The sequence below is a fragment of the Streptomyces sp. NPDC051020 genome, assembly GCF_040683105.1.
Lineage (GTDB): Bacteria > Actinomycetota > Actinomycetes > Streptomycetales > Streptomycetaceae > Streptomyces.
This window is the reverse complement of the sequence record NZ_JBFBCG010000122.1, coordinates 1-12,211: the sequence shown is the minus strand read 5'-3', so window position 1 is coordinate 12,211 and position 12,211 is coordinate 1. Positions and strand designations below refer to the sequence as shown.

At 71.1% G+C, this 12,211-nt stretch carries 6 protein-coding genes and 3 pseudogenes; 1 reads left to right on the top strand and 8 read right to left on the bottom strand.

The annotated features are described in order from the left end of the window. From AB0N06_RS35455 to leuS, 8 genes and pseudogenes are all read right to left on the bottom strand, one after another. Nucleotides 1-882 (bottom strand): annotated as a pseudogene (locus AB0N06_RS35455) (IS200/IS605 family accessory protein TnpB-related protein); the annotation flags it as partial. Beyond that, nucleotides 875-1,445 (bottom strand): annotated as a pseudogene (locus AB0N06_RS35450) (IS607 family transposase). The pseudogenes AB0N06_RS35450 and AB0N06_RS35455, both read right to left, overlap by 8 nt. Nucleotides 1,446-1,562: 117 nt before the next feature. Next, on the bottom strand, nucleotides 1,563-2,447 hold the full coding sequence (locus tag AB0N06_RS35445; protein WP_366138808.1) for a YceI family protein: 885 nt from the start codon (nucleotides 2,445-2,447) through the stop codon (nucleotides 1,563-1,565). A gap of 290 nt (nucleotides 2,448-2,737) precedes the next feature. Beyond that, nucleotides 2,738-5,290 (bottom strand): ComEC/Rec2 family competence protein, encoded by a 2,553-nt coding sequence (locus tag AB0N06_RS35440; RefSeq protein ID WP_366138807.1) that lies wholly within the window; start codon nucleotides 5,288-5,290, stop codon nucleotides 2,738-2,740. Next, on the bottom strand, nucleotides 5,287-5,961 hold the full coding sequence (locus AB0N06_RS35435) for a ComEA family DNA-binding protein (RefSeq protein ID WP_366138806.1): 675 nt from the start codon (nucleotides 5,959-5,961) through the stop codon (nucleotides 5,287-5,289). The genes AB0N06_RS35440 and AB0N06_RS35435 overlap by 4 nt, the downstream gene beginning before the upstream one ends. A gap of 504 nt (nucleotides 5,962-6,465) precedes the next feature. Continuing rightward, the gene (locus AB0N06_RS35430) at nucleotides 6,466-7,311 is read right to left on the bottom strand and encodes a DegV family protein (protein WP_366138805.1); all 846 of its coding nucleotides are present in this window, start codon (nucleotides 7,309-7,311) and stop codon (nucleotides 6,466-6,468) included. Nucleotides 7,312-7,552: 241 nt separating this feature from the next. Continuing rightward, nucleotides 7,553-8,302, bottom strand: a complete 750-nt coding sequence (locus tag AB0N06_RS35425; protein WP_366138804.1) for a hypothetical protein — start codon at nucleotides 8,300-8,302, stop codon at nucleotides 7,553-7,555. 157 nt (nucleotides 8,303-8,459) lie between these two features. After that, nucleotides 8,460-11,333, bottom strand: coding sequence for a leucine--tRNA ligase (leuS, locus tag AB0N06_RS35420; protein ID WP_366138803.1), 2,874 nt, complete (start codon nucleotides 11,331-11,333; stop codon nucleotides 8,460-8,462). A 326-nt stretch (nucleotides 11,334-11,659) separates the two neighbouring features. Here leuS and AB0N06_RS35415 point away from each other — a divergent pair. Next, nucleotides 11,660-12,099, top strand: a pseudogene (locus AB0N06_RS35415) (ferredoxin); the annotation flags it as partial. Between the last annotated feature and the right edge of the window lie 112 nt (nucleotides 12,100-12,211).

Below are 12,211 nucleotides of genomic sequence, written 5' to 3'. Positions count from 1 at the left end.
TTGCCAGGATGCGGTGAGGTACCAGCGGCCGCGCTCCACGTTCAGGTGGATGCGGTAGGCGACGGCCCGGTTCGCGGTGATGCGGTCGGCCCACTGCGCACCCCGGTGCGCGAACGCCACGGTGGAGGTGAGGACGTACCGGCCGTGCCCGGCGTTGGCCAGGTGCGCGAGCGGAGCAGGCAGCCTGATGCTGACCTCGCCGTCCGGGGTGACACGGATCGTCTCGTTCCCGAACCGCTTCCCCGACTCACCGTCCGCAGCGATGAACCAGCGTCCCGCCTCCCACCGCTCCCGCCACCGGCCTTCGGTGAGCTGGGCCTGGGCGAGGTGGTGGCGGGTGTTGAGGAGACGCTTGCCGCCCCGAACCACCCGCACCCGCCCTGCCTGCCACTCGGCAACAGCAGTGGCGCGCCGGTCTTCCAGCGTCGCGAGACGGCGGGACTTGCGGAACCACTCGTTCTTCGACCGGTAGCCGCCCGCGGCCCGCTTCGTTCCGGGCGCCCCGACCGGGAGGGACAGGCGGTGCCGCAGCATGTTGATCCCGGCATCCAGCTTCCGGATGTGCGCCGCCTGGCAACGGCGCGCCAGCGCCCACTGATCATGCGTGGCCTTGGTGATCGCACCCGCGATCCGCGACGACGACACCCCGGTCAGCTCCCGCTTACGCGACGCCCAGGTGTCCGCGCTGTGCTCCAGACCATCCGCACAGCGGGTCTTGAGATCACGGGAAGCCAGACGGCCCTGGTGCTCGCCGACCGCGCGCAGGACTCTCTCGTCCTGCGATGTGAGGTGCCCCAGCCGGTCACGTATGGCCACACCCGTGGGCCCGACGGCGACGAACGGCGGGGCGATCGTGCGCAGCTGGTGCTTCGACTCAGCCATGCTCGGCAGCTTCCAGGGCTTTCCTCGCCCGGTTCTTCGCCGAACGGCGCCCGTACAGGCGGGCACAGAACGAGGTCAGCGCCTCCGCCATGTCCCGCACCACGTCGTCTTCGAGCTCCCCGTCATCCAGCACGACCAGACGCCGGTCCGCGGAGTGCCGCTTCGACAAGCTCGGTGTTCATTCGGCCAAGCCGGTCACGGTGTTCGACCACCACGGTGGTCACGTCCGGGTCGGCCAGCAAACGCCGGGCCCGGACGCGGGAGCCATTCATACCCGACCCGATCTCGGACTCCACCCGCACCACCCGGTGACCCGACTGCGCGGCCCACCGCGACAGCCGAGCCACCTGACGCTGGAGATCACCCGCCTGGTCGCGCGAGGAGACACGGGCATACAACCCGACACCGCCGACCGTCCCGGGCGCCGCAACGGCCTCCACATTCACCAGAATCGTCCGCGGCCCGACCCGCTGCGCCGGCACCGGTAACGTGCCCTCACGGAACCAGCGATACGCCGTCTGCGGATGCACACCCTGCACCCTCGCCCACTCCGTCAGATTCACACCCTGAACAACGCACTCACCCAAACTTAGTTACGCACACTCGAGCGGCCTCGAAAGCCAACAGTTGTTCACCCTGATCCGCCGGACACCACCCAGTCGCGGCGCCCCGACAGCCTCTCAGCCCTTGGGGACGATCTGGATGTCCATGTCGATGGCGATGCTGGAGCCGACGGCAGCGATACCGCGGGCCAGCATGGTCTGCCAGGTGAGGGTGAAGTCCTCACGGTGCAGCTCGGTGGTGGCCCGGCAGGCGGCCCTGGTCTCCCCTTCCACACCGTTGCCGACGCCGAGGTACTGCGTGTCCAGCATCACGGTACGGCTGACGCCGTGCAGAGTGAGCGCGCCGCTCACGCCCCAGCGGCTGCCGCCCCGGTGAACGAAACGGTCGCTGTAGAACTCCATCGTCGGATACCGCCCGACGTCGAAGAAGTCGCTGGACCGCAGATGGTCGTCGCGCATCTGCACGTTGGTATCGATCGACGAGGCATCGATGATCACGTGCATGGCGGAGTCCTCCATGCGGTCGGCGATCCGTATCGCACCTGCGAATGTGTTGAATCGGCCATGGATACGGGCCAGCCCGATGTGCCGGGCCGTGAAGCCGATCTGTGAGTGGTTCGGCTCGATCTCCCACTCACCGGGGTCGGGCAGCTGCGGGGGCGCGGCCACCTGGAGCATGACGTCCCCGAGCCCCGAGTGGCCGCTCTCGGAGACCGTGACCGAACCGTGGAACGGGGTGAAGCCCTCGGCCGTGACAGCCAGCCGGTAGTCACCTGCCGGTACGGCGGCCAGGACGTTCCCGAAGGGGTCCGTCTCACCGCCGACAACCTTGCGGCCCGCGCTGTCCGTGACGACGAACTCAGCCTGCTGAACAGCCTCGTTGACCGGATCGAGGACGCGGCAGCTCAGGACTCCCGCGGTGCGCGGCACCGCGAGTCCCGCGAGCGGGTTGCCCTGCGCCGCACCCGTTGCGTCTTTTCTTCCCAGCCAACGGCCGAACATCTTCACGTACCCCCGGGGGAGATTCACCTTGGGCCGTACGGCTGGACGTCGTTGTCGGAGCAGCGGCCCGCCGACGAGCATGCATTCGATCACTCTTGGGGCGTTCGAGGCAAACGGAGGGACTGGAAAGGGCTTGAGTGGAGGTGTTACCGAAGGTCCGAATTGAACGTTCCGCTTAGACCGACCGGCACAACGCTCGCGGCGCTTGCCGCGACGCCGTCGCGGGTACGGCCGAACGGGGCGCGGTCGGCCACGACGCGGTTGCACGGGCACGGTCGGCCGGACGGTGGTCATGAGCGCCCGACCGCCCGCAGCCGCGACCCGGCACCCGTCACCGCGATCGCGCCGTCCAGGTCCGTGCGCAGCACTACTGCTCCACCCGCCCTCAGCGCCTCGACGGTCCGGGCCGCCGGGTGCCCGTACGGGTTGTCCCTGCCCACACTCACCAGGGCGAGCCGGGGACGCGCACTGCGCAGCAACGCCGGGTCCTGGTGGGCGGATCCGTGATGGGCGACCTTGAGAACGTCCACTCGCGGAAGCGCCGGGTACTGGCGCAACAGCCTTTGCTGGGAAGCGGGTTCGAGGTCACCGAGGAGCAACAGGCTCAGTCCGCCGGTCCGGACGAACAGCGCGACGCTGGCGTCATTGGGCTCTTCCGGTAAGGGACCTGCCGTCGCGCCTCCCGCCGGCCACAGGACCCGCCAGTCGAGCGCGCCGATGCGGCGGCGCTCTCCCACTGTCGCCCGTACCAGGGGGACCCGCGCCGCAGCTGCCGTTCTGCGGACGAACGCCGCCTGGTCCGGTGGTTCGTCCAGACTCGTCGTCTGGATCGCGCCGACCGCTCTGCCCCGCAACACGCCGGGCAGCCCCCGGACATGATCGGCATGAAAGTGTGTGAGCAGCAGGAGCGGTACCCGAGTGATGCCCAGGTCACGCAGGCAGCGGTCGGCCAGTCGTGGATCGGGCCCGGTGTCGATCACCACGCCCTCGCCGTCCCCCGCCGCAAGCACCATGGCGTCGCCCTGACCCACATCGCACATCACGAAGGCCCAGCCCGGCGGCGGCCAGCCCGTCAGTACCCGGGTGAGCGGCACCGGGCGCAGCACCGCGAGGACCAGCAGCAGCGCGGCAGCCGAACAGACCCATGGGTGGCGCGCGATACGACGGGCGGAGAGCACCGCCAGAGCCGTGAGGGCGGTCAGCAGGAGCGCTCCCCGCCAGCCGTCGGGCCAGTCGAGCTCCGCCCCGGGAAGAGCCGCCCCGGTGCGGGCCACGGAGGCGATCCACCCGGCCGGCCAGCCCGCGATCCGGGCGAGCAGCTCGGCCACGGGCATGGCCACCGGTGCCGCGGCAAGCGCGGCGAACCCGAGGACGGTGGCGGGCGCCACCGCGAACTCGGCCAGCAGGTTGCACGGAATCGCCACCAGACTGACCCGCGAGGCGAGCACCACGACGACGGGCGCGCACATCGCCTGCGCCGCGGCGGCCGCACCCAGCGCCTCCGCGAGCCGGGGCGGCACCCGCCTCCGTTGCAGCGCGGCACTCCATCGCGGGGCGACCGTGAGCAGGGCGCCTGTCGCCAGCACGGAAAGGACGAAGCCATAACTGCGCGTCAGCCACGGGTCGTACAGCACGAGCAGCAGAACGGCAGCGGCGAGTGCGGGAATCAGCGAGCGGCGGCGACCCGTACCGATCGCGAGCAGTGTGATCAGTCCGCAGACCGCGGCGCGCAGCACGCTCGGCTCCGGTCGGCACACCAGGACGAAAGCGAGCGTGAGTCCGCCGCCGAGCAGCGCGGTCATCCGCAGCGGGATGCCCAACCGGGCTGCCAGACCACGGCGTTCGATCCGGAGCGCGGCGCCGGGCGGTCCGATGAGCAGCACGAGCAGAATCGCCAGGTTGGCACCGGAGACCGCCATCAGGTGCGTGAGGTCGGCTGCTTGGAAGGCCTCGTGGAGTTCGGGGGTGACCCTGGAGGTGTCGCCGACGACCAGCCCCGGGAGCAGCGCCCGCGCATCGGGATCCAGCCCGTCCGTCGCCCGTCGCAGGCCCGCGCGCAGTTCGCCCGCCGTGCGCTGGAGAGGAGTCGGCGGCCCGGTGACACGAGGCGGCCCCTTGCCGTCCGGTCGCAGGACCGCGGCGTTGCGTTGTCCGCTGTTCAGCGGTGGCGCGAGTCGGCCGCTCACGTGCAGCCTGGTGGACGGCAGCAGCCGCTCCCATCGCGCCGTCGAACCGGAGGGCGACACGATCAGCAGCACCGGGGTGCGGAGACGGGTGGTGGCGCCGTCGGGTGCCGTGAGCCCGGTGATCTCGGCGTCCAGGAGGAGAGCGGCCGGGGTGCTGTGGTCGCCTTGGACCCGGGCGCGGGTCCGGCGTGCGTCGGACGTGACCGTCACCTCCGCCTCGACCCTCTCGAAACGGTCGGCCAGACCGGGAACGGGCCCCTGTCGTGCGTCCGCGCCGTGCAGGCCCCCCGCCGTCGCTCCAGCCGCCGCGCAGAGCAGCACCGCGGCCGCCGCGGTGGCATGGAGCCTGTGTCGGTTGCGTCCAGTGCTGCCCTCACCGTCCTCGCACTCCCGGTGGTCAGCCGGCCGAGCGCGCGCTGCGCGGGTCGTTGAGGCCCGTGAGAGGCCGAGGAGCACCAGGGCGGCGACGAGGCAGAGCGCCGTCCCTGCGGCCGTCCAGCGCCACGGCGCACCCACGGCGAGCGCCGCGGCGGCCCAGGCCGCGAGGGCCGGCGGGACCAGTCGCAGATCGACCGGGGCCTCCTGTCGCGGGTCGGAGGCGCCGAGCCGTCGGCCCGACGCCGTATGGACGTCCGGTGGTTCGTGTGGGTGGGTCATGGCCGTACCAACGGTTGGAGATCGGCGAACCGGCGGTCGCCGATCCCGTTGACCTCACGGAGTTCGTCGACGGAACGGAAGCCGCCGTGCTGCGTGCGGTAGTCGAGGATGTGCTGGGCAAGGACCGGACCGACGCCGGGCAGGGTGTCCAGCTGTTCCACGGTTGCGCTGTTGAGGCTGACCGGCCCGGCCGCCGGGCCACCAGCGCCGCCCGTGCCGACGCCGCCCGGGGCACCAGAGACGAGTGCGCCGGGTGGCGCGCCGACCACGACCTGTTCCCCGTCCAGCAGCACCCGTGCCCGGTTGAGTCCGGTGATGTCCACGCCCCGCCGGACCCCGCCCGCCGCCCGTAGCGCATCGGCCACCCGCGCTCCGGACGGCAAGGGGTAGATGCCCGGCCGTCGCACCTTGCCGCTGACGTCGACGACGATCCGCCCGTCCGGTCCCGGGGTGGCCGGTGGTCCGGCGGCCGGTTCGGGGGTATGGACGGGATCCGTCATCGGGTCCGATGTCGGGGCGTGCGCACGCTCGTTGACCGGGTCGGGCGCGCGTACGGCCTGGGGCCGTACGGACCAGAAATGGACCGCCGCGAAGGCTGCGGCAGCGACCAGTACGACGGTGAGCGCGGCAAGGGTTCTCGGCTCCAGACCGCACCTGAGTCGCAACCACATCGGGAGCCGCTCCCGCACCGCGGGCACCATCCGCTCCCACCGCCCCGGCGCAGCCGGAGCCGGGTCGACCACCCGCGCCGGCTCGTCGGACGGCGCGGCAGTCCCCGGACGAGGAACTGCCGGGGCCGGCGCGGGGGCCGTGTCCGGGGTTGGGGCCGACCCCGTCACCGACCGGTCCGCACGTCCTCCGTACGCCCCCGCCATGAGCGCGTCCGCACGCCGCCGCGAAGCGGCAGCGACCACGGCAGCGCGCCCGCGCGAAGGTCGTCGCCGCCCGGGTCCAGGACCGGGCCCGGGATCAACGCCTTGGCCCGCACCGGGCCTGCGTCGGTCCCGCACGTCCGAGGCCGCAGCGCGGCCGGGTCCACTTCCGCTGCTTGCACGATGTGATCGGGGAGCCATGCCTCACGACGCTAGGCACATCTGCGCGAACCCGCTGAACAGGCCCGTATCCGGTGGACAACCGACCCGTTGTGGATATCTCGCTCACTCCCGGGAGTGAGATCAGCGCGGCGAAACCACTGCTCCCAGCAGACCCGGGCCGGTGTGCGCACCGATCACGGCACCCACTTCGCTGACATGCAGTTCGGCCAGTCCCGGGACTCGCACGCGCAGCCTCTCGGCCAGTCGCTCGGCGCGCTCGGGCGCTGCCAAGTGGTGCACGGCGATGTCCACCTGGCCCGTGCCCGCCCGCTCGACCACGATCTCCTCCAGCCGTGCGATCGCCTTCGAGGCCGTCCGTACCTTCTCCAGCAGCTCGATGCGGCCGCCGTCCAGCTGCAGCAGCGGCTTCACCGCGAGCGCCGACCCCAGCAGGGCCTGGGCCGCGCCGATGCGTCCACCGCGGCGGAGATAGTCCAGCGTGTCGACGTAGAAGTACGCGGAGGTGCCCGCGGCCCGCTTCTCGGCGGCCGCGACCGCCTCGTCCAGGCTGCCGCCCCCCTCCGCCGTCTCCGCCGCCGCCAGGGCGCAGAATCCCAGGGCCATGGCCACCATCCCGGTGTCCACGACCCGCACCGGCACCGGAGCGTCCTTCGCGGCGAGCAGCGCGGCATCGTACGTACCCGAGAGTTCGGCCGAGAGGTGCAGCGAGACGATTCCGGTTGCGCCCGCCTCGGCCGCAGCCCGGTACGCCGCGGCGAAGACCTCGGGGCTGGGCCGGGATGTCGTCACGGGCCGGCGCTTCTGGAGCGCCAGCGCGAGGGAGCGGGCCGAGATCTCAGTGCCCTCCTCCAGCGCCTGATCGCCGAGGACGACGGTCAGGGGCACCGCGGTGATGCCATGCCGCTCCATCGTCTGGGGCGGCAGGTGGGCCGTGGAATCGGTGACGATCGCGACATGGCGGGACATGAGCGGGAGGTTACCTGCCGGGGCGGTGGCTCGGCAGTCCGCCCCCGAGCGAGTGATCACATCCGGTCGCTTCAGGGCGCATCCTGCCACCACCAGTCACGTCGGTTCGAGCCTGACCCGACGGCCACATGCCTGTGCACACCCGGACCCGACGGCCACACGCGTGCGTGCCGTGCCCGGAACCGCCCGCAGCCGCCCCTGCGCGCGACCGAAGTCCCCCGGTCGGGTCCGCCCCGCCGCCTCAGTTCGTCGTCTCGGGCCGCGCGGTCTTCTGCCACGGGTAGCCCGTCTGCTCCCGAGGATCCCGAGCCGTGAGCGCCTCCGGCCCCTCCTCGCCGACCGGCGCACTCCACGCCCGTCCGTCCCCACCCGGGCGTGCCCCCGCACCGGCGCCGGCCCGCCCTTCGGCACGGGCGTCCGCCCCCGCCGAAGGATCCACAGGCTCCTCCACCGTCCAGTGCCGCAGCGCCCCCGCCTCCACGTCGATCTGCGTGTTCAGCGCCGCCAGGTCGTCGTCGGCGAACTGCCGTGCCCGGTCGCGCGCGGCCCACCGCAGCGACTCCGCAGAGTGCGTGATCCGCTGCGTGCGCTGCTTCAGCCCGGGCAGCAGCGAGGCGACCGTCGCCCGGTCGGGCTCCCGCTCCAGCCTCTTCAGCTCCTCGTCGAGCTCCCGCCCGTGGACGCTCAGCCGCTGGAACAGCCCCAGCGACTCCGACAGCGAGGCATCCTCGGCCACCCCTGTCTGCAGCGCCTCCTGCGTGGCCCGCATCGACGTACGCAGCGCGAGCCGGAGCTGCGCCAGCTCGCCGGCCACGCCCGGCTGGCCATAGCTCTTCGCCCGCAGCGCGGTGTCCTCGACGGTGCGGCGCGACTGCGTGATCGTGCGGTCGACGCCGCGCTTCGCCGCGCCGATGACCTTGACGCCCACATAGACGCCCAGGGCCATGAGCGCGACAAAGAGCAGCCCCAGGATCAGGATCACGGCTTCCATGACGCCCCTTGATGTCGGTTCGGCTGCCGAGTACCGGCCCCTCAACCGTAAACGGAACAGGCAGGTTGGGGGTTCCGACGGAACCCCCAACCTGCCCGTAGGGGAAAGCCCTCACACCGCCGTACGACAACCGGCGGTCAGACTTGGACCCGGACCGTCACGCGGGGACGATGTTGACCAGCTTCGGCGCCCGCACGATCACCTTGCGGATCCCGGCCCCGTCGAGGGCCGCGACCACCGCCGGGTCGGCCAGGGCCAGCGCCTCCAGATCCTCGTCCGAGATCGACGGGGAGATCTCCAGCCGCGCCTTGACCTTGCCCTTGACCTGCACCACGCAGGTCACGGTCTCGTCCACGACGTATGCCGGGTCGGCGACCGGGAAGTCCTGGTGCACGACCGACTCGGTGTGGCCCAGCCGGCGCCACAGCTCCTCGGCGATGTGCGGCGCCAGCGGTGCGACCAGCAACACCAGCCGCTCCGCGACGGACCGCGACAGCGGGCCGCCCACCTTGGTCAGGTGGTTGTTCAGCTCGGTGACCTTGGCGATGGCGGTGTTGAAGCGCATCCCGGCCATGTCCTGGCCGACGCCGTCGATGGCCTTGTGCAGCGCGCGCAGCGTGTCCTCGCCGGGCTCGGTGTCCACGACGGTGGCCTCACCGGTCTCCTCGTCGACGATATTGCGCCACAGCCGCTGCAGCAGCCGGTACTGGCCGACCACGGCGCGCGTGTCCCACGGACGCGACACGTCCAGCGGGCCCATCGCCATCTCGTACAGACGCAGCGTGTCCGCCCCGTACTCGGCGCAGATCTCGTCGGGCGTGACGGCGTTCTTCAGGGACTTCCCCATCTTCCCCAGGACACGGCTGACCTTCTCGCCCTGGTGGTAGAACGTCCCGTCGCGCTCCTCGACCTCGGCCGCCGGGACCGCGATACCGCGGCTGTCCCGGTAGACGAAGGCCTGGATCATGCCCTGGTTGTACAGCTTGTGGAACGGCTCCGCCGACGAGATGTGCCCCAGGTCGTGCAGGACCTTGGACCAGAAGCGGGCGTACAGCAGGTGCAGTACGGCGTGCTCGGCGCCGCCCACGTACAGGTCGACACCACCGGTCGGCTGGCCCTCGCGCGGCCCCATCCAGTACTGCTCGATCGCCGGGTCGACCAGCTTCCGGTCGTTGTTCGGGTCCAGGTAGCGCAGCTCGTACCAGCAGGAACCGGCCCAGTTGGGCATGGTGTTGGTCTCGCGGCGGTACTTCTTCGGGCCCTTGCCGTCGCCCAGGTCCAGCGTGACGTTGACCCAGTCGGCGTTCCGGGACAGCGGAGTTTCGGGCTGGGTGTCGGCGTCCTCCGGGTCGAAGGTGCGCGGCGAGTAGTCGTCGACCTCCGGCAGCTCCAGCGGCAGCATCGACTCGGGCAGCGGGTGGGCGATGCCGTCCTCGTCGTAGACGATCGGGAAGGGCTCGCCCCAGTAGCGCTGACGGCTGAACAGCCAGTCGCGCAGGCGGAAGTTGACGGTCCCCTCGCCCAGGCCCTTCGCCTTCAGCCACTCGGTGATCTTCGCCTTGGCGTCGACGACACCCAGGCCGTCCAGCGAGATCTCGCCGTGGGCGGAGTTGACCAGCTTCGCGTCGTACGAGGCGAACGCGTCGTCCCACGTGGAGGTGTCCGTACCGCGGTCGTCCGACGGCTCGACAACGCAGCGCATCGGCAGCTCGAAGGCGCGCGCGAACGCGAAGTCGCGCGCGTCGTGCGCCGGCACGGCCATGATCGCGCCGGTGCCGTAGCCCATCAGGACGTAGTCAGCAATGAAGACGGGCACCTTCTCGCCGCTGACCGGGTTGGTCGCGTACGCACCGGTGAAGACACCGGTCTTGTCCTTGGCCTCGGCCTGGCGCTCCACGTCGGACTTGGCGGCGGCCAGCTTGCGGTACGCGGTGACAGCCTCGGCCGGGGATGCGTGTCCGCCGGTCCACACCGGGTGGGTGCCCTCGGGCCAGGCGGCCGGAATGATCCGCTCCACCAGCTCGTGCTCGGGCGCCAGCACCATGTACGTGGCACCGAACAGGGTGTCCTGGCGGGTGGTGAAGACAGTGATGTCACCGGCGCCGTCGACGGGGAAGTCGACGCGCGCGCCTTCGGAACGCCCGATCCAGTTGCGCTGCTGCAGCTTGATCGCCTCGGGCCAGTCCAACCCGTCCAGGTCGTTCAGCAGCCGGTCGGCGTAGGCGGTGATGCGCATGTTCCACTGGCGCAGCTTGGCCTTGAAGACGGGGAAGTTTCCGCGCTCGGAACGGCCGTCCGCCGTCACCTCTTCATTGGCCAGTACGGTGCCCAGCCCCGGCGACCAGTTGACGGGGGCGTCGGAGGCGTACGCCAGGCGGTACTCGCCCAGGACATCGGCGCGCTCGACGGCGCTCAGCGCGCTCCAGTCGCGGCCGTCCGGGGTCGGGCGCTCACCGTTCTCGAACTGCGCGACCAGGTCGGCGATCGGCCGGGCCCGGTCCGCCTCCGTGTCGTACCAGGAGTTGAAGATCTGCAGGAAGATCCACTGGGTCCACTTGTAGTACTCCGCCTCGATCGTCGCGAACGAGCGGCGCTTGTCGTGGCCCAGGCCCAGCCGGCGCAGCTGGGACTTCATGTTGACCATGTTGGCCTCGGTGGAGGCGCGCGGATGCGTACCGGTCTGTACGGCGTACTGCTCCGCCGGCAGACCGAAGGCGTCGAAGCCCAGGGTGTGCAGCACGTTGTGCCCGGTCATGCGCTGGTGGCGGGCGTAGACATCGGTGGCGATGTAGCCCAGCGGGTGACCGACGTGCAGGCCCGCACCCGAGGGGTACGGAAACATGTCCATGATGAACTTCTTCGGCCTGGCGGCCAGCTCCGCGTCGCCCGCCAGATCGCCCGTCGGGTTCGGCGCCTCGTACGTGCCGTGGGCGTCCCAGAAGTCCTGCCAGCGTGCCTCGATGTCGGCGGCCATCGCCGCCGTGTAGCGGTGCGGCGCAGCCACGTCGACTGCGGAATTCGTCTCGCTCATGATCCTCAAAGCTCCATCGATCGTCATCTGCCAGCGCTTACGGAAACGAAAAAGCCCCTCGCACAGGAGGGGACGCCGCGCCGATTCCAACCAGGCATTCACACCGGTCGGGACTGATCAGCGCGGCTCGCTAAGCAGAAGGCGTACGGCACGCATGGCGTCAGGGTACCGCACGGGCCCGGAGCGCAGCCGGGCGATTCCGCTCCGTGGACGAGGGTGGACGGCCGGAGCACCGACGAGGCGGCGCCGGGGCGCGCAGCAACTCGCGTCGGAACGCCCGGGAAGCCTGGGTTACCCCGCGTAACGCCCCCTATCGGGGCAACCTGCATCCGGACGGCTCGGCCCACTTCCTCACGTCGACCCTGTCCGCGTTCACGGACGATCCGGCCGCCCATGTCCTGGGCGGCGGCTGCGGCCGGGAGGCGCTCGGAGTGCTCCCGCTGCCCGCGCCCGGCTACCAGGACCCGGAGGAGTCCATCCCGAGCGGCGAGAGGCCGGCGGTGGACTGAACGCTCTGCAAGGGCCACGGGCTCTGTACGGACATCGTCCCGGAGCTGATCAGACTGGGCCCCGACGGCTGTCCCGCGCTCGCGGACGCCGCGGTTCCGATGCATCTGCGGGGGGCGCGCACAGCGTGCCGTGCGGCGGTGTCCGGCGCCGGCACTCCGCATCGAACAGCCGCCCGCGGATCGGACCCGCGCTGCCGCCGGGCGTCGACCGGAAGGCTCTCGGCAGCGGCCGTAGTTGGCCTGCTGACCGCAATTGACTTGCACAGACAGGAAGCGGGTCATCCGATTCGGATGACCCGCTTCCTGTTACTTCCTTGTGGAGCTAAGGAGAATTGAACTCCTGACCTCCTGCATGCCATGCAGGCGCTC